Source organism: Micromonospora musae (assembly GCF_003626545.1).
Taxonomy (GTDB): Bacteria; Actinomycetota; Actinomycetes; order Mycobacteriales; family Micromonosporaceae; genus Micromonospora; species Micromonospora musae.
In genome coordinates, this window is sequence record NZ_RAZS01000002.1 from 764,262 (window position 1) to 784,681 (window position 20,420).

The window sequence follows — 20,420 nt, forward strand, 5'->3', positions numbered from 1 at the left end:
GTCACGCAAGACCGGGTGCCAGCTCGTCGGCCCGGCTGCTGAGCGCCCGGCGCTCCGTCGGCCCGTCGCTCATCGCGGCGGCGGCCCGGAAGAGGTGGGCGGCCCGCGTTCGATCGCCCCGGCGGGCCGTCAGCTCCGCCTCGACGGCGAGCGCCGGCGGGTAGCCGTCGAGCGCGCCGCCGGCTCGCGCCTCCGACAGCAGGGCCAGGCCGGCTGCCGGTCCGTACGCGTAGCCGTGCGCCACGGCGCGGTTGAGCCGTACGACCGGGGTGGGTTGCCGCTCGACGAGCCGGTCGTACCAGCCGGCGATGGCCGTCCAGTCCGTCTCCGCGCTGCTGCGGGCCGTGGCGTGGCAGGCCGCGATCTGCGCCTGCACGGCGTACGGGCCGTCCTGGCCGGCCCGCGACAGCACGTCGAGCCCCTCGGCGACGGCGGCGTGGTCCCAGCGGGAGCGGTCCTGCCGGTCGAGGGTGAGCAGGTTGCCGTCGGCGTCGCGGCGGGCGGCGCGGCGGGAGTGCTGGAACACGAAGAGCGCGAGCAGGCCCGAGACCTCCGGCTGGCCGGGCAGCAACCGCTCGACCATCCGGGCCAGGCGGATCGCCTCGTCGGCGAACGCCGGCTCGCCATCGGCGTCGTAGCCCCGGGTGAAGAGCAGGTAGAGCACGGCCAGTACCCCGGGCAGCCGCTCGACCAGCGTCCGCCCGGTCGGCACCCGGTAGGGGACACCGGCCTGGGCGATCTTCGTCTTGGCCCGGGTCAGCCGCCGGGTCATCGTCGAATCGGTCACGAGGAAGGCTCGCGCGACGTCGGCGGTGGGCACCCCGCAGACGGTCCGCAGGGTGAGTGCGACCCGGGCCTCCAGCGCGAGTGCCGGGTGGCAGCAGGTGAAGATGAGCCGCAGCCGGTCGTCCACCACATCCTCCTCACCGGTGGCCGGCGGTACGGTTTCCTGATCGGCGAGCAGCGCCAGTTCGCGCAGCTTGCGGCGTTCGACGTCGGCGCGGCGCAGCACGTCGACGGCCCGGTTCCGGGCGACCGTCATGAGCCAGCCGCCCGGATTCGCGGGCACACCGTCCCGGGACCAGCGCTCGACCGCGAGCGCCAGCGCGTCCTGGGCGCAGTCCTCGGCGAGCGTCCAGTCGCCCGTGACCCGGATCAGCGCGGCCACGATCCGACCGAACGACTCCTGACTTGCCGTGGCGAGCGCCCGGGACGCGTCCGACACGGATCAGGCGTTCGGGTCGAAGAACGGGCGCAGCTCGATCCGGCCCGCGTACGCCATCGGGTGGCTACGGGCCACGTCGATCGCCTCGTCCAGGTCGGCACACTCCAGCAGGTCGAATCCCACGATCACCTCCGTGGTCTCGGCGAACGGGCCGTCGCTGAGCAGCAGCTCACCTCCCCGGACGCGGACCGTGGTGGCCGCGGTCGGGGGTGCGAGCCGGTCGCCCATCAGCCGTTGGCCGTTCGCGTCGCGCTCGGCCACCCACTTCTCGACGTCGGGCGCCGCGGTCGGGTCGGTGTCCGGTTCGGTGTCGGTGCAGACGAACATCAGGTACTTCATCGCTCACTCCTCGGTGTGGTGCCTTCACCAGGGTGACGAACGGGTCGGCCCGTTCCGGACAGCGCCCGGACGGAAATCTTCGCCGATCAGCTGCGGGTACGTGCCAGCAGCTCGATGATCTCGGCGGTGGTGCCGGTCTCGCCGAGTCGGGGGAAGATCCGCTCGACGCTGTTGCGGTGCCCCTCGGCGTCGAGGTCGGTCATCGCGTCGGTGGCCAGGGTGACGTGGTAACCGTGCTCGTGCGCGGCGCGGGCCGTCGACTCCACGCCGATGCTGGTGGCGATGCCGCCGAGCACGATCTGGGTCACGCCCCGGCGGCGCAGCTGCAGGTCGAGGTCGGTGCCGTAGAAGGCGCCCCAGTTGCGCTTGGTGACCACGAGGTCGCCCGGGTGGCCGCCGAGCTCGTCGACGAGCACGTCCCAGCCCTTCGGGCGGCTGCCGCCGGCCGGTCCGCGATCGGTTCGCCCCGGGGCGGCGTCCGCGCCGTCGGGAGCGGTCGTGACCCGGACCAGCACCACGGGAGCGCCGTGCGCGCGGAAGGCGTCGGCGAGCTGGACGCCACGGGCGACGATCTCCGCCGCCGGGTAAGGGGCGGTGGGCGCGGCGACGATGCCGCGCTGGAGGTCGATCAGGACCAGCGCGGTACGCGGGTCGAGAGTGGTGAGGGCCATCGGTTCGTTCCTTCCGGTTCGGTGGGCGGGGCCGGCCGGAGCCGCCCCGAAGTGGGTCAGGCCGCCGTCGTCGAGTCGGTCGGCCTGCCGATCCGCCGCAGCGAGCGGTCCACCAGGACCACGAGCAGCAGCAGTACGACGCTGACGAGCATCACGAGCGCCAGCTCGTGCAGCCCGGCGGTGTCCGCGCCGTCGCCGAAGGTGGCCGCGCTGGCGGCTGCGGCCACCATCGCGCCGAGGTAGGTGAAGGTGCGCAGCAGCCCGGCCGAGGACCCGATCCGGGCCGGTTCGGCCTGGTGGTAGAGGGCGTTCTGGTTGGCCAGGCCGAGCAGCCCCTGGGGCACGCCGGCGAGCATCGCGACGGCGACCAGCAGCCAGGTGCCGCTGCCGGGATGCACCACGAGCAGCAGGCCGCAGGCGGCGAGCTGGGTGACGGCGCCGACCAGCAGCTTGCCGCGCACCCCGCGCCGCCGGCCGGTCAACGCCGAGACCGCGATCGCGGTCAGGAAGAGCGGTAGCAGGATCAGCCCGGCCGTCGAGGCGGAGAGCCCCCGGCCCTCCTCGAGCCACTGGGTGTAGCCGTAGAGCCAGGCGTACGAGACGGTGAAGGTGAGCAGGTTGCGCGCGTACGTGGCGATCAGCGGCAGGTTCCCGCCGAGCACCCGCAGGTCGAGGAACGGGTCGGTGGTGCGCAGTTCGCGTACGACCAGCCCGGCGCCGGCGGCCACCGCGACCGGGAGCAGCCAGAGGTACTCCACCCGGGGGTTCATCAGGAGCAGCAGCACCGCGCCGAGCAGGCCGGCGAAGAGCGCCATCCCCGGCAGGTCCAGCCCGCCGCCCGGCGCGGTCGCGGTGCTTCTCGGCATCCGCATCGCGCCGAGGATCAGGCAGGCCGCCGAGAGCGGGATGTTGACCGCGAAGATGGTGTGCCAGCCGCCGAGCCCGATCAGCAGGCCGCCGAGGGAGGGCCCGACGGCGGAGACGGTCTGCGCGGAGATCGCCAGCGCGGTGAGCACCCCGCCCGGGTTGTCCTGCCCGGTGCGCCGCGACTCGTGCCGCAGCAGGGACATGGCGGCCGGGTAGCCGGCGCAGGTGCCGATGCCGAGCAGCACCCGGGCCACCACCAGCACCCCCAGCGACGGTGCGACGGTGCCGAGCACGCCGGCCACGCCGGTCAGCGCCGTGCCCACGAGGTAGAGCCGGCGCGGTCCGTACCGGTCGACGAGCCGCCCGACGACGGGCTGCCCGACCGCGGTGGCGAGGTAGAGGGCCGAGACCAGCCAGGCCGTACGCGACGGGGGCGCGCCGAACGCCGCCCCGATCGGGATCAACGCCACGGCGATCATCGACGAGTTGATCGGGTTGAGCACCGCGCCGAGGATCATCGGCGCGACGAGTCGGCGGTCGAAGCCGGTCGGTCGGCGGTCGCTCCGCCTCGCCGCCTCCGCTCCGGTGGCGGGGGCGGTCACGATCCGGTCAGGCGGTCGAGCAGGGCGAGCGCCTCGACGATGGCGGCTCGCTCGGCGTCGGTGTACCGCTCCTGGAGGGCGCGGGCCAGCCACTCCTCGCGGGCCTGCCGGTCGCCCGCCACGCGCGCCTGCCCGGCGGCCGTCAGCGACACGAGCTGCCGCCGGCCGTCGGTCGGGTCGGGCGTACGGGCGATGAGCCGCTGCTCGGTCAGCGGGGCGAGGATCGCGGCCATCGACTGCGGCCGGACCCGCTCGGCGGCGGCCAGGTCGCTGGCGGAGGCCGGGCCACCGGTCGCGAGGCGGCTCAGCACGGAGACCTGGGAGGGCGTGAGTCCGTTGCGGTCGGCGACCTCACGCAGTTGGCGGCGGAGCCGGCTGAACACGACGCGCAGCTCGTGCGCGGCGCGTACGGCTTCGGCGGAGATCCCGGTCACCGCTTCACGGTAGAACCATCAGCTCAGACTGCACAGTTCAGGCTGAAGACTGTGAGCCGTGGAACAGCCGGCAGGTCACCGCCCCGGATGGGCGAGCGCCGCGCCCGGCGTCGACCCGAACGCGGTGAGGAACCGGTCGCGGAACGCGTTCATCGGCCAGACCGGGGCGTCCGGCCCGGGACGTAGCCCGTCCTGCCAGCCCCAGTCGGCGATCCGGTCGAGCACCGCCGGATCCCGCGCGACGATCGTGATCGGCACGTCCCGGCCGGCGTCCGGGCCGGTCACCACCGGCGCCGGCTGGTGGTCGCCGAGGAAGATCAGCACCAGGTCCTCGTCGCCGTACGTCTCGACGTAGGAGATCAGCGTCGCCAGCGAGTATGCGATCGCCCGCCGGTAGCCGGTTCGGGCCTCGTCCGGTGCGCTCTCGATACGGTTCGCGTCCCGCGCGAAGATCGAACCGTCGCCGACCTCGTCCCAGCCGACGAGCCGGGGCACCGCCGTCCAGGGCGAGTGGCTGGAGATCAACGGGATCTCCGCCATCACCGGTGGCCGGTCCGCCTCGGCGCGCTCGGTGCGCTGGAAGCGTGCCAGGGTGTACTGGTCGGGCATGGGGGCGTAGGCGAACTTCGTGCCGCGGTAGCCGAGCGCGGCACAGTCGTAGTAGCGGTCGTAGCCGAAGAAGACCCCCTCCGGCCAGGGCTGGGTGGCCGCCGGCAGCACCCCGACCGTCCGCCAGTCGGCCCGGCGGAACGCGCCGTTGAGGGTGAGCCGGTCGCTGGCGAGCAGGGCCCGGTGGCGCTGCTCGTTGTCGATCCAGAGGCCCGACAGCAGGGTGTCGTGGGCCAGCCAGCTCCCGCCGCCCGCGGTCGGGGAGGTGAGGAAGCCGCTGCGTGCCGCGTACCCCTGCGCCCGCAGCCGGTCGTACCCGGCGTCGAGCACCGGGTTGACCTCCGAGGCGAGCCCCGGGTCCTCGATCGCGCTGCGCCCGTAGCTCTCCACGAACGTGAGCACCACGTCCTTGCCGCGCAGACCGGTGAGCAGTTGGTCGCCCGGGGCGTCCTGGAACGGGTCGGCGACGATCTCGGTGGCGAAGGCGTCCCGGTCGCGCAGCCGCTCCCGTACCTGCGCCGCGTGCGCCCCCACCAGGGTGCTCGTCCCCGAGTCGGCCACCGGCACGCCGAACGCGGCGCACGCCACCCACACCACCGTCAGCACGGCGACCGCCCGCGTCGAGGCGCGGTCGTGCCCCGCGACCGCGCGGGCCACCCGCCGCACCGCGACAGTCATGGAGAGCAGCAGGGCGGCGGCGAGCAGCGCCGCCCCCACCGCGGCGCCGATCGCGCCGGTCCGGCCCGCCGCCTCGCTGACGAAGCCGAACGCGTCGTCCAGCAGCGACCAGTCGAGCACCAGGTCGAACGGCCGGGCCAGGGTCGTGTGGAAGCCCAGGTCGGCGACCTTCAACACGGCCAGCGCGCCGAGCAGCGGGCCGGCCACCAGCGCGGCCACCCGTCGCCCGCGCGGCGGCAGGGCGAGCAGCAGGGCGAGGCCCAGCAGCCCCTCCAGGGGGATGCGCAGGAACGTGCCGACGGTGAGCCGGTCGGCGCGGTCCGGCCCGACCAGCACCGCGAAGAGCAGGAGAGCGGCGAGCCCGGTGAGCGCGCCGGAGGCGATCCGCCGCCACAGCGGCCGGGCGACGCCACCGTCGGGCGCGCTCTTCCCGGCCGGGAAGGGCTCCGCGTCCGCCACGGTCACGCCCTCCCCGGGCGCGGCGGTCGCCGGTTCGGAGACCCGGTCGTCGGTGCGGCGGCGGGAGGCCCGAGACGACATCACAGCACCCACCCGTCGCCACGGGACCCGGCCAGCGCCGGCGGTCGCGCCGACGTGGTCTCCGGGTGCGGCTGCGCGGGCAGCGTCGGGCGGAAGCCGGGGCGCAGCGGGCGGTGCCGCCACAACCAGAGCACGTCACGGCCGAACGACTCGACGAGCAGGGCCAGCGCCACCACGATCAGCAGCGTCGTCGGCGTGCCCGGCAGCAGGGCGGCAGCGGTCAGCACGATCCCCTGGGTGGCCGCGACCACCTTGCGCCAGTGCCGGGGCGGCAGCGTTCCCCGCATCAACGGCAGCGCCCAGCCGGCGACGACGAACGCGTACCGCATCCCGCCGATGGCGAGCACCCAGATCCCGGCGTACGGGGCGACGTGCACGCTCAGCACGAGCAGCAGGAACGAGTCGACCTCCATGTCGAAGCGCGCCCCGAGCTCGCTGGCGGTGCCGGTGCGGCGGGCCACCTTCCCGTCCACGGCGTCGAGCAGCAGCGCCACGGCGGTGAGGGTCACCAGCAGCCCGGTCGGCGCGGGCCGGCCGATCGCGTCCGCGGTCAGCGCGGTCACCGCGCCGACCAGCACCGACCGGGTGAGCGTCACCCGGTCCGCCGGGCCGAGTCTCTCGGTTCCGGCGCGGCGCATACCGCGGGTCAGCGCGGCGCAGCTCAGGACGGCGTAGCCGACGCCGGCCAGCCAGCCCGCGCCGCCCAGACCGACCGTCCCGGCCAGCGCGGCGAGGATGACGACCTGGCTGACCAGACCGACCAAGGGACCAGTTCGAACCGTTCGCACCGTGCCTCCGTGTTTATGATCGACGCCCCTGCCAGGGGACACGGAATTGGTGGCCGTTCGGTTCGACCGGCCGCGCAGTGAGGAGCAGCCGGTGACCCGTGAGGCCCACGCCTTCTGGCTCGACACGCCCGGGAACGGCGAGATCCGTCCGGTACGGCTGGCGGATCCCGGCCCGGACGAGGTGCTGGTGCGTACCCGCTGCTCCGGGGTGAGCCGGGGCACCGAGACGCTGGTCTTCGCCGGTCGGGTGCCGGTCGACCAGTACGCGGTGATGCGCGCCCCGTTCCAGGAGGGCGAGTTTCCCGCGCCGGTGAAGTACGGCTACCTCAACGTCGGTGTCGTCGAGCAGGGGCCGGTCGACCTGCTGGGCCGCACCGTCTTCTGCCTTTACCCGCACCAGACCGCGTACGTGGTGCCGGCCTCGGCGGTGGTGCCGGTGCCCGACGGGGTGCCGCCCGGGCGGGCGGTGCTGGCGGGCACGGTGGAGACGGCGGTGAACGCGCTCTGGGACGCCCCGCCGCTGGTCGGCGACCGGGTCACGGTGGTGGGCGCCGGCATGGTCGGCTGCTCCGTCGCGGCCCTGCTCGCCCGTTTCCCCGGCGTGCACGTCGAACTGGTCGACACCGACCCCGGCCGGGCGGGGGTCGCCGAGGCGCTCGGGGTGGACTTCGTGTCGCCGCAGCGGGCGAGCGGCGGGCGGGATCTCGTGGTGCACGCCAGCGCCACCGGCGCCGGGCTGCAACGCTCGCTGGAGCTGCTCCGGCCCGAGGGCACGGTCGTGGAGCTGAGCTGGTACGGCGACCGGCCCGTGGAGCTGTCGCTGGGCGGGGCGTTCCACAGCGGACGGCTGACCGTCCGCGGCAGCCAGGTGGGCATGGTCGCGCCGGCCCGGCGGGCCAGCCGCAGCTACGCCGACCGGCTCGGTCTCGCCCTGGACCTGCTCGCCGATCCCGTGTTCGACGCCCTGATCACCGGCACCTCCCGCTTCGCGGAGCTGCCGGACGTGCTGGGCCGCCTGACGTCGGGCGAGTTGCCCGCGCTCTGCCACCTCATCACCTACGACGAGGAGTAATAAGTGTTCAGTGTGACCGTCCGTGATCACATGATGATCGCCCACAGCTTCCGTGGGGACGTCTTCGGTCCCGCGCAGCGCCTGCACGGCGCGACGTTCGTGGTCGACGCCACGTTCCGCCGCGCCGAGCTGGACGAGGACGGCATCGTGGTGGACATCGGCCTGGCCACCGACCAGCTCAAGGCGGTCCTCGGCGAGCTGACCTACCGGAACCTGGACGACGAGCCGGCCTTCGCCGGGGTGAACACCACCACCGAGGTGCTCGCCCGGACGGTCGCCGACCGGCTCGTCGAGCGGGTGCACGCCGGTCAGCTCGGCGCGGGGGCGCGCCACCTGGACGGCATCACCGTCACGCTGCACGAGTCGCACGTGGCGTGGGCCAGCTACGAGCGGTCCCTGTGAGCGCGAGGAGTGAGCTTGCGAGCCCCGCAGTCGCGAACGGAGGGCAAGTTCGGTGAGCGCGAGGAGTGAGCTTGCGAGCCCCGCAGTCGCGAACGGAGGGCAAGTTCGGTGAGCGCGAGGAGTGAGCTTGCGAGCCCCGCAGTCGCGAACGGAGGGCAAGTTCGGTGAGCGCGAGGAGTGAGCTTGCGAGCCCCGCAGTCGCGAACGGAGGGCAAGCTCTGTGACGGGGGCGGCGACACGGGCGGCCGCCGCGGCGGGTGGCACCGGGGGCGCCGGTGAGGTGCACGTCGTACTGCCGAACGACATCGACGACCCGGGCTCGCCGAGCGGCGGCAACCGGTACGACCGGCGGCTCTGCCGGGGCCTGGCCGAGCAGGGCTGGACGGTGCGCGAGCACGCGGTGGCGGGGGAGTGGCCCCGGCCGGACCGTTCTGCCCGGGCCGCGCTCGACGAGGGGCTCGCGGCGCTGCCGGACGGCGCGACGGTCCTGATCGACGGCCTGATCGCCTCGGCGACGCCGGAGGTGCTGGCGTCGCACGGCGACCGGTTGCGGCTCGTCGTCCTGGTGCACATGCCGCTGGACGACGAGACCGAGGCGCGGGCCCTCGCGGTGGCGCGGGCGGTGGTGGCCACCAGCGGCTGGACGCGGGACCGGTTGCTCGACCGGTACGGCCTGCCGGCCGACCGGGTGCGGGTCGCCGAGCCGGGGGTGGACCCGGCGTCGCCGGCCACCGGCAGCGGCACCGGCGGGACGCTGCTCTGCGTCGCCGCGGTCACCGCCACGAAGGGCCACGACGTGCTGGTCGAGGCGTTGGCGCAGGTCGCCGAGCTGTCGTGGACGTGCGTCTGCGTGGGTGCGCTCACCCGGGATCCCGGCTTCGTCGTCGAGCTGCGGGCGCGGCTGACCGCCACCGGGCTCGCCGACCGGGTCCGGCTGGCCGGGCCGTGCACGGGGGACCGGCTCGACGCCGCCTACGACGCCGCGGACCTGCTCGTGCTGCCGTCGCGCGCGGAGACGTACGGCATGGTGGTCACCGAGGCGCTGGCCCGCGCCGTCCCGGTGCTCGGCACCGCCGTCGGTGGTCTGCCGGAGGCGCTGGGCCGGACGTCCGGCGGCGAGCCGCCGGGGCTGCTGGTCCCGGCGGGCGATCCGACGGCGCTGGCCGGCGGGCTGCGCCGCTGGCTGGGCGACGCCGACCTGCGCACCCGGCTCGGCCGGGCCGCTCGGGACCGGCGGGGCACGCTCACCGGCTGGTCGGTGACGGCGTCGCGGGTGGCGACGGTGTTGGCGGGGGTGGCGGCGTGACCACTGTCGTGTCGCCGTTCGCGGTGTGGCTCGGGCTCCGGGAGGCCGCCGACGCGGCGGCCCGCTCCGGTGAACTGGTCGACGCGCTCCGGAAGCGGTTGCCCGCCGGGCCGCTGACGATCCACGACCTGGGCAGCGGAACCGGCTCGATGCTGCGCTGGCTGGCCCCGCGCCTGCCCGGCCCGCAGCACTGGACCCTTTACGACCGTGACCCGGCGCTGCTCTCGTTGGCCGCCACCGGTGCGGCCGTCGCCACCGCCCCGACCGTGGGGACGGCCACCGTCACCCCGGAGGTGGCGACCACCGCCGGCGCGGGCGCCACGACCGCCGCCGTACCGGCCAGGGTCAGCGCCGCCGACGGAAGCCCGGTCACCGTGGCGACCCGGTGTGCCGACCTGACCCGGCTCACCGACGCCGACCTCGCGCAAGCCGACCTGGTCACCGCCTCCGCGCTGCTGGACATGCTCACCGCCGAGGAGGTCGAGCGGGTGGTGGCGGCCTGCGCGGGCCGGCCCACCCTCTTCATGATCTCGGTGGTCGGGCGGGTGCGGTTCAGCCCGGCGGACCCGCTCGACGCGGAGATCGCCGAGGCGTTCAACGACCACCAGCGCCGCAGCGTCGGCGGCCGGCGGCTGCTCGGACCGGACGCGGTCGACGCCGCGGTCGAGGCGTTCACCCGGCACGGCGTGCCCGTCGTGACTCGACCCAGCCCGTGGCGGCTCGGCCCGGACCAGGCGGAGTTGACCGCCGAGTGGTTCCGTGGCTGGCTCGCGGCGGCCGGTGAGCAGCGTCCCGACCTGGCGCGACGGGCGGCCGGGTACGCGCGCCGCCGGCTCGCCGAGGCGGCCGCCGGCCGGCTCACCGTGCTGGTCGAGCACGAGGACCTGCTGGCCGGCTGAACCGTTCGGGCCCGCCGCCCGTGCCTATCAGGGAGAGCGATCTTTCGATGGGGGGCCGGCGCGGATGTTCTGGGCTTGGGCGCGGACACTCGGCGTCCTCGGGCTGCTCGGCGTACTGCTGTGGCGGGTGGGCGGCGGCGCGGTCCTCGACGGTCTGGCGCTGATCGACGGTCGGGCGCTGGCGGCGGCCGTCGTGATCGGTGCGGTCACCACGGTCTGCGGCGCGTGGCGGTGGAGCCTGGTCGCCGGCGGGCTGGGCGTACGGCTGCCGCTGCGCACCGCGGTCGCGCACAGCTACCGGGCGGTGTTCCTCAACGCGACGCTGCCCGGCGGGGTGCTCGGCGACGTGCACCGGGCGGTCAGCCACGGGCGGGACGCGGGGGACGTCGGCCGCGGCGTACGCGCCGTGGTGTGGGAGCGCACCGCCGGCCAGGTCGTCCAGGTGGTGCTGGCGCTGGTGCTGCTCGCCCTCCTCCCGTCACCGGTGCGCTCGTACCTGCCGGTGGTGGGTGGGCTGCTGGTGGCCGCCGTGCTCGGCGCGGCGCTGGCGGCCCGGGTGCTGCCGCGGGCGGGGAGGTCCCGCTGGGCGCGGGCGGCGCGCGCGGTCGCCGGCGACGTCCGGGCCGGTCTGCTCGCCCGGCGCACCTGGCTGGGCGTCCTGCTCGCCTCCGCGACCATGGTCGCCGGGCACCTGGCCACCTTCCTGCTCGCGGCGCGCACCGCCGGGGCCACCGCGCCGCTGTCGCGGCTGCTGCCGCTGACTCTGCTCGCCTTGCTGGCGATGGGGCTGCCGCTCAACGTCGCCGGGTTCGGCCCCCGGGAGGGCGTGGCCGCCTGGGCGTTCGGCGCCGCCGGCCTGACCGCCGCCCAGGGGGTGGCGACCGCGACGGTGTACGGGGCGCTGGTGCTGGTCGCGAGCCTGCCGGGCGCGGCGGTGCTGCTCGGTCGACGGATCCCGAATCCGCTTCAGCTCGGCCGGCGGACCCTGCCGCTCTTGGGACGGCGGGAAGCTGCGCAGCGTGGTTGAGTGTTGAACGGGGCGGTACGCGCGGCCGGGCCAGGCCGCGCCGGACGTAAGGAGACGCATGTCGGAAGCACTCCCAGTCGCGACGATCCGTACCCAGGTGACCGTGCCGCTGCGGTTCCCGGACGGGTACGCCACCAGCGCCCGGGTGTTCACCTTCAAGGGGCTGGTCGACGGCCGGGAACACCTGGCGTTCGGGCTCGGCGACTGGGCGGGAGCGCTCGACCGGTACGCCGACGGCGGCCCCGCGCCGCTGGTCCGTCCGCACAGCGAGTGCCTGACCGGCGACGTGTTCGGCAGCCAGCGCTGTGACTGCGGCCCGCAGTTGCGCGAGGCGGTCGAGCGGATCGCCGAGGCCGGGGGTTTCCTGCTCTACCTGCGGCAGGAGGGGCGGGGGATCGGCCTGTACGCGAAGCTCGACGCGTACGCGCTGCAGGACGCCGGGCTGGACACGTACGAGGCGAACGTGGCGCTGGGTCACGGCGAGGACGAACGTGACTACAGTGCCGCCGCGCAGATGCTCGCCGCCCTCGGCGTCCCCGGCATCGTGCTGCTGAGCAGCAATCCGGAGAAGGCCACCGGGCTCGACCGGCTGGGTGTGACGGTGACCGAGCGGGTGCCGACCGGGGTGTACCTCTCCCCGGTCAACGCCGAGTACCTCGCGGCGAAGGCCAGCCGCGCGGCCCGCACCCCCGACCTGCCGGCCGTTCGGTGACCGCCGGGCCGGCGCGGCCGTACGTGCTGCTGAGCTGCGCGACCTCCATCGACGGCTACATCGACGACGCGACCGACCAGCGGCTGCTGCTCTCCAACGACGACGACTTCGACCGGATCGACGAGGTGCGGGCCGGCTGCGACGCGATCCTCGTCGGCGCGGGCACGGTACGCCGCGACGACCCGCGGCTGCTGATCCGCTCGGCGGGGCGGCGCAGCGAACGGGTGGCTGCCGGTCTGCCCGGTACGCCCGCCAAGGTGACCATCACGGCCCGCGGTGACCTGGACCCGGCGGCCCGCTTCTTCACCGCCGGGGAGGCGGAGCGGCTCGTCTACTGCGCCTCGGGCGCGCTGGAGAAGACCTCCGAACGGGTCGGCGCGTTGGCGACCGTGATCGACGGCGGCGAGCCGCTGGGCCTCGCCGAGGTGCTCGCCGACCTCGCCGCCCGGGGCGTAGGCCGGTTGATGGTCGAGGGCGGCGGCAGCGTGCACGCGCAGTTCCTCGCGGCGGGGCTGGTGGACGAGCTGCACCTGGTGCTCGCGCCGTTCTTCGTGGGCGACTGCCGGGCGCCGCGGTTCGTCGCCGACGGCCGGTACCCGTGGCATCCGGGGCGGCGCGCCGCCGTGGCGGAGGTCCGCCAGATCGGGGACGTGGTGCTGGTCCGTTACGCCCTCTCCGACCGCTGTCCGTCCTGATCGGGGGGCGGTCCGGCGGGGGGCGGGGCGATGCGGGGAACGGGGCACCCGGCGGCCGCGGACGCAGTAGGTTGATGTTGCGGAAGGTGCGGTGACCGAGCCAGGGAGGCCACGATGCCGGGTGCCCGGAGTGACGCGGCGAGCATCGAGAACGTGGACATGAAGCTCGAGGTCGTGATCCTGCCGGTCGCGGACGTGGACCGCGCGAAGGAGTTCTACCTGCGCCTCGGGTGGCGGCTCGACCAGACTCCGCCCGGGATCGTCCAGTTGACGCCGCACGGCTCCGGGTGCTCGGTCCAGTTCGGCCCGGACCTCACGCCGGCCGCACCCGGTTCCGCGAGCAACTACCTGGTCGTGTCCGATCTCGAGGCGGCCCGCGACGCCCTGGTCGGCGCCGGGGTCGACGTCGGCGAGATCATGCACGTCACCCCGCAGGGCCCGGCGAGTGGGCTGGATCCCGATCGGCGCAGCTACTTCTCGCGCGCCACGTTCAGCGACCCCGACGGCAACACCTGGCTGGTGCAGGAGATCACGACCCGGCTCCCCGGCCGGGTCGAGGCCGCGGAGACGTCGTTCGCTTCGAAGAGCGACCTGGCGAGCGCGCTTCGTCGGGCGGAGGCCGCCCACGGCGAGCACGAGAAGCGCACCGGGAAGACGGACCCGGACTGGCCCGGCTGGTACGCGCAGTACATGATCAGCGAGCAGGCCGGCACCGAGCTGCCCACCTGAGCCCCCACTACGACCAGGAGATCTGGTACGTCAGAGCATCGTCGCCGGCACCATCTCCAGGACGTCGACGCCGTCAAGCCCGATCAGCTTTGACATCCCGGGCGACTTCTTGTCCAGGGGGAGCTCGAACCGCACCGAGTCGCGCATCGACTGCCGGTCGAGCTGCGTGGCCAGATCACCCTTGCCCTGACACTGCTCACGCAGGCGCTCGTACGCCGCGTCGCGCTTCTCGGCCTCGACCGACTCCGCGTGCGGCAGCGCCCGGACGGCCCTCTCCACGGCGCCCAGCTGCTCTGCGGTGGCCGTTGCTTCCATCCGGACGATCACCCCGATCCGCGATGGCAGCGGATCGGCTTCGGCGATGCGGAGCACGACCGAGCCGACCTGGTCGACCGTGCCCATGACGAGTTCGATCGCCTCGGCGGCCAGCGGGTCGGTGACGGTGGCGTGGAACGACTCCGGCACGTACTCGGGATTCAGCTGCGCGAGCAGGTCGGGCTCGTCTTCCAGGGTCTCCTTCTGGCGGGCGTACGCCTGCTCGCGCGTTTCGAAGGCGACGCCTTCGACGCTCGGCATCGAGCGCAGCCGCTGCTCCACCGCGCTCTTCTGCTCGGGTGTCACATCCTGGTCCAGGATGACGGTCACCGTGGTGTGCGCGGACTCCGCCGGCTCGGTGGTACAACCGGACAGGGTCAGCAGGAGCACGGAGGCCAACACCGGCACGACACGACGCATGGAGTCGGATCGTAATTGCTCGAGGCCTCTGCGGTGGACCCGCCGCGAACGACCGGACAACGGTTCCCGATGTTGCGGTTTGATCAACTCGTTGACACGGCGGTGTTTCGGCCGGGACTATCAGCGACGGTTCAGTGGCCTGCGTTCGGTGGGTCACCGGTCCGCATGACAACGATGTCAGGCCGCGACCGTGAAGGAGAGCGCCATGCCGAGATCGGCGGGTCCCGCAGCAGGACTGCGAGCATCCTGTCCGGCGGTGCCATGACGGCCTGACGTGCACTCCGACGGTCGGTTCGACCGGCCTGAGCACCTCGCCACACCATCCACACCAGACGGGCCGCGCGATCGCGGTCCGCTTCGCCACCACCCTCGACGTACTCGACGCGGATCGAGTCGAAAGGCCCTACCTGCATGTCGTACCCCTCATTCGCGCGCCCCTCGTCGCGCCGACTGCTCGCCGCGGTGACCGCGGCGATGCTGCCGGTGGGACTGCTCGTGGGCGCGCCCCTCGCGAACGCCGCGCCCACGACGACGCCCGGAGACTTCAGCTCCTCGTTCGAGGCCGCCGATCCCCAGCCCGTCACGAGCACCGTCGAGGTCGGCAAGGACGGTAAGCCCGTCCAGGCGAACCTCAGCGGCAAGGTCGCCACCCTGCCCGACAGCCTGCTCGGCAAGGTCGCCGCGGTGACCGCGAGCGCCGACAACCCGCCGAACGAGATCGCCGCGATGCTCAAGGACGACGACTCGTCGACCAAGTGGCTCGCGTTCGAGAAGACCGGCTGGGTGACCTACCGGCTCTCCGCGCCCGCTGTGGTCGCGCGGTACGCGCTGACCTCTGCGAACGACGCACCGGGCCGCGACCCCAAGGACTTCGTCCTGCAGGGGTCCAACGACGGTGAGACCTGGACCGACCTGGACAAGCGCGCCGACGAGAAGTTCGACGGCCGGTACGCCGCCAAGGTCTACAGCTTCACCAACAAGACCGCCTACGGCTACTACCGGCTGAACGTCACCGCGAACTTCGGTGACGCGCTGCTGCAGCTCGCCGACTGGAACATCGGCGACGGCTCGGACGTCCGGCCGCCGTCCAACCCGATGTTCAGCGTGCTCGGCGGCGGTCCGGCCGACGGCTACACCACCAAGCCGGGTGCGGGCTTCACCGGAACGGCCGCCCTGCGCTACGCGGGTGGCGCCGAGGGCGACGGCCGGGCGTACGCGACCAACAAGCTCTTCGACGTCCGGATCCCGGTCGGGCCGAAGACCCGCCTCTCCTACAAGATCTTCCCCGAGTTCACCGGCGACGACGGGCAGTACCCCTCGACCTACGCGGCCGTCGACCTGCACTTCACCGACGGCACGTACCTCAGCGGTCGCTCCCCGCTCGACCAGCACGGTTACCAGCTCACCGCCGCCGGTCAGGGCGCGGCGAAGGTGCTCTACGCCGAGCAGTGGAACGCGGTGCAGACCGACGTCGGCGCGATCGCGAACGGCAAGACGATCGACCGGATCCTGCTCGCGTACGACAACCCGCAGGCCACCGGGAAGACCCGGTTCCAGGGCTGGCTCGACGACGTCGAGCTGACCGGCTCGCCGGAGCGGATCGACGGCTCGAAGCTGACCAACTACGTCGACACCCGGCGTGGCACCAACTCGACGGGCGGCTTCTCGCGCGGCAACAACCTGCCGATCACCTCGGTGCCGAACGGCTTCAACTTCTTCACGCCGGTGACCGACGCGGTCTCCGACTCGTGGCAGTACCACTACGCCCGCTACAACAACGAGGCCAACCTGCCCACCCTGCAGGGCCTCGCGATCTCTCACGAGCCGAGCCCGTGGATGGGTGACCGCAACCAGATGTCGGTCATGCCGGTCACGGGCGACGGGCCCCTCACCGGGTCGCCGGCCAGCCGGGCGGTCGCCTTCAGCCACGACGACGAGACGGCGCGGCCCGACCACTACCGGGTCTCGTTGCAGAACGGCCTGGTCGCCGAGGTGTCGCCCACCGACCACGCCGGCGCCATGCGGTTCACCTTCCCGTCCGGGCAGACCACCGGAAGCCTCGTCTTCTACAACGGCACCTTCAGCATCGGCACGGACGGCACGTTCACCGGCTGGGTCGACAACGGAAGCGGCTTCTCGGCCGGTCGCAGCCGGATGTTCGTGGCCGGCTCCTTCGACCGGGCGCCGACCGCCTCCGCCGCGACCTCCGCCACCTTCGACGTCTCGTCGAACCGTCAGGTGACGATGCGCATCGCGACCTCGTTCCTCTCGGTCGACCAGGCCCGCAAGAACCTCGACCTGGAGGTCACCGGGAAGAGCTTCGACCAGGTCCACGCCGCCGCCACCGCCGCCTGGCAGGAGCGCCTCGGCCGGATCGAGGTACGGGACGCGAGCGAGACGCAGCTGGTGACGCTCTACTCGAACCTGTACCGGCTGAACCTGTACCCGAACTCGCAGTCGGAGAACACCGGCACTGCCGCCAAGCCGCACTGGCAGTACGCGAGCCCGGTGTCGGCGCCGACCGGCTCCTCGACCGCCACGCACACCGGCGCGAAGATCGTCGACGGGCAGATCTACGTCAACAACGGATTCTGGGACACCTACCGCACCGTGTGGCCGGCGTACTCGCTGCTCTACCCGGACGTGGCGGCCCGGATCGCCGACGGGTTCGTCCAGCACTACCGCGACGGCGGCTGGATCGCCCGCTGGTCGTCGCCCGGCTACGCCGACCTGATGACCGGCACCAGCGCGAACGTGGCGGTGGCGCAGGCGTACCTCAGCGGGGTGAAGCTGCCCGACCCGCTCGCCGCGTACGACGCCGCCGTCAAGGACGCGACCGTCGCGTCCGGGCGCAGCGAGGTCGGCCGCAAGGGCGTGGAGACCTCGCTCTTCCTCGGCTACACGCCGACCTCCACCGGTGAGTCGGTGTCGTGGGCCCTGGAGGGCTTCATCAACGACTACGGCATCGGCAACATGGCCGCGGCCCTGGCGAAGGATCCGACCACGCCGAAGTCGGAGCGCGACCGGCTCAAGGACGAGTCGGAGTACTTCCTGCAGCGGGCCCGCAACTACGTCCACCTCTTCGACCCGGAGACGAAGCTCTTCCAGGGTCGGGACGCCGCCGGGAACTTCCTCGACGGTGACCCGCTGGACTGGGGTGGCGTCTACACCGAGACCAACGGGTGGAACTTCGCGTTCACCGCGCAGCAGGACGGTCAGGGCCTGGCCAACCTGTACGGCGGGCAGAAGGCCCTGGAGCGCAAGCTCGACGAGTTCTTCGCCACCCCGGAGAAGGCCGACCGTCCCGGCGGCTACGGCGGCATCATCCACGAGATGCTCGAGGCGCGTGCCGTGCGGATGGGGCAGCTCGGTATGAGCAACCAGCCGTCGCACCACATCCCGTACATGTACGACTATGCGGGCGCGCCGGCCAAGACGCAGGCGAGCGTCCGGGAGATCCTGCAGCGCCTCTACGTCGGCAGCGAGATCGGCCAGGGCTACCTGGGTGACGAGGACAACGGCGAGATGTCGTCCTGGTACGTCCTCAGCTCGCTGGGCATCTACCCGCTGCAGGCCGGCTCGTCCCAGTGGGCCATCGGCTCGCCGCAGTTCACCCGGATGGTCGTGCACCGCACGAACGGCGACATCGTCGTCAACGCGCCGAACAACAGCACGAAGAACGTCTACGTGCAGGACGTCGAGGTCAACGGCAAGAAGCAGCGCGGGCTCTCCGTCGACGTCTCCGCGTTCGCCCGGGGCGGCACGATCGACTTCCGGATGGGCGCCAACCCGTCGTCCTGGGGCAGCGGCAAGAACGACGCGCCGCCGTCGCTGACCAAGGGCAACGACGCGCCCGAGCCGCTGCAGGACACCACCGGACCGGGTCTCGGCACCGCGACCGCGACCGGCGGTCAGGACGCGGCGAAGCTCTTCGACGACTCGTCGGTCACGCAGCTGACCTTCACCTCGGCGACGCCGCAGGTCAGCTGGGCGTACCGCGGCAAGAAGCAGAAGCCGGCGTACTACACCCTCACCTCCGGGGCGGCCCAGGGCGACCCGGCCGAGTGGCGACTCCAGGGCTCCAACGACGGCATCACCTGGAGCACCGTCGACTCCCGCAAGGGCGAGGTGTTCCGGTGGCGGAACCAGACGCGTCCCTTCAAGATCGACAAGCCGGGCCGGTACGCCGCGTTCCGCCTCGTCGTGACGAAGACCGTCGGCGCCGCACAGCCGAACCTCGCCGAGATCGAGCTGCTCGCCGGCGGTGACCTCGAACTCGGTGGCGGCGACATCGCGGTGACCGCCGCGGGCAGCGTCGACGCGTACGCCGGCGCGCCCGTCTCGGTGCCGCTGGCCACCGTCACCGGCGGCGACGCCGAGGGCTACCGGGCCACCATCGACTGGGGTGACGGCTCCCCGGTCACCGAGGGCACCCTGACCCTCAGCTCGCGCGCCGTCTACCGGGTCAGCGGCTCGCACACCTACGCCACGCCCGGTCACCACCAGGCGAGCGTCACCGTCACCGACGGCGACGGCCAGGGTTCCGCGACCGTCGGCGTCGACGTGGCCTACGCCCCGAGCGGCGGCCTCGTCGCGTCCTTCGACACCGTCTGCGTCGGCGACGAGGGCGTCCTCGCGGCGAACTGCGACGCCAAGCAGTGGGCGTACTCGCGGGCCGCCCTGACGGCGGCCGGTGTGACGCAGGGCGAGCGGCACCAGGTGCCGGGCACGTCGCTGCACTTCACGCTGCCGGCCATCCCGGCGGGGCAGCCGGACGACGCCACCGGCAACGGACGCACGATCGCGCTCGACCTGCCCGACGACGCCCGGAGCATCTCGTTCGTCGGCGCCGGCACGCAGGGCAACCAGAGCACGACCGGGACGGCGACGTTCAGCGACGGCAGCACCGCCGCCATCCCGATCCAGATGAGCGACTGGACGCTGGGCGGCAACCCCAACGGCACGCCGTCCTACGGCAACCTGGTCGTCGCCAAGACGGCGTACCGGCTGCACGGCACGAGTCGGGACGGCGCCCAGCCGTTCCTCTTCGCCACCGCGCCGTACCAGATCCCGGACGGCAAGACGCTGGTCTCGGTGACCCTGCCGACGCAGACCGGTGACCCCGGCTCGGCCGGCCGGATCCACGTCTTCGCCATCGCCGACGACGGGACGCCCGCCGCCGAGCTGGCGGTCGCCGCCGCGAAGGACCAGACGGCCACCGCCGGTCAGGCCCTCGCCACGAGCCTCGGTTCGGTCAGCGGCGGCGTCCCCGACGCCACCGGCTACCGGGCGCGGGTGCAGTGGGGTGACGGCACGGTTCCGCAGGACGTCACGATCGACGCCTCCGGCGCGCTGAGCGGAACCCACACCTACCTGCGGGAGGGCACCTACACGGTGCACGTCACCGCGTGGGACACCCGCTCCAGCAGCACCGGGACCTTCACCGTGACCGTGGGCGGCGGCAAGCGCCAACCTGCGATCGCGACCTCGGCGTCGGCCTCGGTCGCCACCGGCGACACGATCACCGTCAACGGCAGCGGCTTCGCCGCCGGCGAGCAGGTGACCGTGACGCTCGGCACCAGCCCGGCGCGGACCATGAAGGTCACCGCCTCCGCGGCGGGAGCGGTGCGGGCCACGATCGCGACCTCCGACGCGGCGCAGCCCGGCCGCTACGCGGTCACCGCCACCGGCGCGTCCTCGCGGACGCCCGCGACGGCCACCGTCCAGGTGACCGAGCAGGCGCAGGCGCGGACGTACCAGCCGCGGGCCGGGCTGCTGACCACGTCGGGGCCGCGCGGCACGGCGATCATGGTCGAAGGTCACGGGTTCGCACCGAACGAGGCGGTCACCGTCCGCTTCGGTGCCGGCCTCGCGATCAGCACCGTGCGGGCGAACGCCGACGGCGTCCTCTCCGGTGTGGTCGTCAGCGTCGCCGGCGAGGCGAAGGTCGGCTCGACCAGCGTCACGCTGACCGGCGCCGACTCGAAGACGCAGATCGCGTTGCCGTTCCGGGTCACCGGCTCGAACTGAGCCTGAGGTAGTACCACCGCAGTGGGCGGGCCGGGTGTTCCCGGCCCGCCCACTCTCGTT

The 20,420-nt window shown here is 73.4% G+C and carries 17 protein-coding genes; 9 read left to right on the forward strand and 8 right to left on the reverse strand.

Features of this window, described 5'->3' with window-relative positions; genetic code table 11:
* Position 1: 1 nt before the first annotated feature.
* The 7 genes from D7147_RS07575 to D7147_RS07605 form a co-directional block, all read right to left on the reverse strand.
* Positions 2 to 1,225, reverse strand: a complete 1,224-nt coding sequence (locus D7147_RS07575; protein ID WP_120674969.1) for an RNA polymerase sigma factor — start codon at positions 1,223 to 1,225, stop codon at positions 2 to 4.
* A gap of 3 nt (positions 1,226 to 1,228) precedes the next feature.
* Positions 1,229 to 1,564 (reverse strand): YciI family protein, encoded by a 336-nt coding sequence (locus D7147_RS07580; RefSeq protein ID WP_120674971.1) that lies wholly within the window; start codon positions 1,562 to 1,564, stop codon positions 1,229 to 1,231.
* An 86-nt stretch (positions 1,565 to 1,650) separates the two neighbouring features.
* Positions 1,651 to 2,235 carry a hydrolase gene (locus tag D7147_RS07585; RefSeq protein ID WP_120674973.1) on the reverse strand — a complete coding sequence of 195 codons (585 nt, stop codon included), beginning with the start codon at positions 2,233 to 2,235 and terminating at the stop codon, positions 1,651 to 1,653.
* A 56-nt stretch (positions 2,236 to 2,291) separates the two neighbouring features.
* On the reverse strand, positions 2,292 to 3,704 hold the full coding sequence (locus D7147_RS07590; RefSeq protein WP_233562996.1) for an MFS transporter: 1,413 nt from the start codon (positions 3,702 to 3,704) through the stop codon (positions 2,292 to 2,294).
* Positions 3,701 to 4,138: a MarR family winged helix-turn-helix transcriptional regulator gene (locus D7147_RS07595; protein ID WP_120674975.1), complete on the reverse strand. Its 438-nt coding sequence runs from the start codon at positions 4,136 to 4,138 to the stop codon at positions 3,701 to 3,703. The genes D7147_RS07590 and D7147_RS07595 overlap by 4 nt, the downstream gene beginning before the upstream one ends.
* 75 nt (positions 4,139 to 4,213) lie before the next feature.
* Complete coding sequence (locus D7147_RS07600; protein ID WP_407663314.1) at positions 4,214 to 5,965, reverse strand: alkaline phosphatase family protein; 1,752 nt, start codon at positions 5,963 to 5,965, stop codon at positions 4,214 to 4,216.
* Positions 5,965 to 6,753: a CDP-alcohol phosphatidyltransferase family protein gene (locus D7147_RS07605; RefSeq protein ID WP_120674977.1), complete on the reverse strand. Its 789-nt coding sequence runs from the start codon at positions 6,751 to 6,753 to the stop codon at positions 5,965 to 5,967. The genes D7147_RS07600 and D7147_RS07605 overlap by 1 nt, the downstream gene beginning before the upstream one ends.
* A 91-nt stretch (positions 6,754 to 6,844) precedes the next feature.
* Here D7147_RS07605 and D7147_RS07610 point away from each other — a divergent pair, with 91 nt between their 5' ends.
* The 8 genes from D7147_RS07610 (at position 6,845) to D7147_RS07645 (ending at position 13,595) form a co-directional block, all read left to right on the forward strand.
* Positions 6,845 to 7,825 carry a zinc-dependent alcohol dehydrogenase gene (locus D7147_RS07610; RefSeq protein WP_120675346.1) on the forward strand — a complete coding sequence of 327 codons (981 nt, stop codon included), beginning with the start codon at positions 6,845 to 6,847 and terminating at the stop codon, positions 7,823 to 7,825.
* A gap of 3 nt (positions 7,826 to 7,828) precedes the next feature.
* The gene (locus D7147_RS07615) at positions 7,829 to 8,227 is read left to right on the forward strand and encodes a 6-pyruvoyl trahydropterin synthase family protein (RefSeq protein ID WP_120674979.1); all 399 of its coding nucleotides are present in this window, start codon (positions 7,829 to 7,831) and stop codon (positions 8,225 to 8,227) included.
* Positions 8,228 to 8,507: 280 nt separating this feature from the next.
* Positions 8,508 to 9,533, forward strand: a complete 1,026-nt coding sequence (locus tag D7147_RS07620) for a glycosyltransferase family 4 protein (RefSeq protein WP_120675348.1) — start codon at positions 8,508 to 8,510, stop codon at positions 9,531 to 9,533.
* Positions 9,530 to 10,432 carry a class I SAM-dependent methyltransferase gene (locus D7147_RS07625; protein ID WP_120674981.1) on the forward strand — a complete coding sequence of 301 codons (903 nt, stop codon included), beginning with the start codon at positions 9,530 to 9,532 and terminating at the stop codon, positions 10,430 to 10,432. The genes D7147_RS07620 and D7147_RS07625 overlap by 4 nt, the downstream gene beginning before the upstream one ends.
* Before the next feature lie 64 nt (positions 10,433 to 10,496).
* Complete coding sequence (locus tag D7147_RS07630; RefSeq protein ID WP_120674983.1) at positions 10,497 to 11,459, forward strand: lysylphosphatidylglycerol synthase transmembrane domain-containing protein; 963 nt, start codon at positions 10,497 to 10,499, stop codon at positions 11,457 to 11,459.
* Positions 11,460 to 11,517: 58 nt separating this feature from the next.
* Positions 11,518 to 12,171, forward strand: coding sequence for a GTP cyclohydrolase II (locus tag D7147_RS07635; protein WP_120674985.1), 654 nt, complete (start codon positions 11,518 to 11,520; stop codon positions 12,169 to 12,171).
* Positions 12,168 to 12,866: a RibD family protein gene (locus tag D7147_RS07640; RefSeq protein WP_120674987.1), complete on the forward strand. Its 699-nt coding sequence runs from the start codon at positions 12,168 to 12,170 to the stop codon at positions 12,864 to 12,866. The genes D7147_RS07635 and D7147_RS07640 overlap by 4 nt, the downstream gene beginning before the upstream one ends.
* Before the next feature lie 114 nt (positions 12,867 to 12,980).
* The gene (locus D7147_RS07645) at positions 12,981 to 13,595 is read left to right on the forward strand and encodes a VOC family protein (RefSeq protein ID WP_120674989.1); all 615 of its coding nucleotides are present in this window, start codon (positions 12,981 to 12,983) and stop codon (positions 13,593 to 13,595) included.
* A 30-nt stretch (positions 13,596 to 13,625) separates the two neighbouring features.
* Here the strand turns inward: D7147_RS07645 and D7147_RS07650 are convergent, their stop codons facing one another.
* Entirely contained in the window at positions 13,626 to 14,330 is a 705-nt protein-coding gene (locus tag D7147_RS07650) for a permease-like cell division protein FtsX (RefSeq protein WP_120674991.1), read from the reverse strand.
* A gap of 411 nt (positions 14,331 to 14,741) precedes the next feature.
* Here D7147_RS07650 and D7147_RS07655 point away from each other — a divergent pair, with 411 nt between their 5' ends.
* Positions 14,742 to 20,360: a GH92 family glycosyl hydrolase gene (locus D7147_RS07655; protein ID WP_120674993.1), complete on the forward strand. Its 5,619-nt coding sequence runs from the start codon at positions 14,742 to 14,744 to the stop codon at positions 20,358 to 20,360.
* The last annotated feature ends 60 nt before the right edge of the window (positions 20,361 to 20,420 follow it).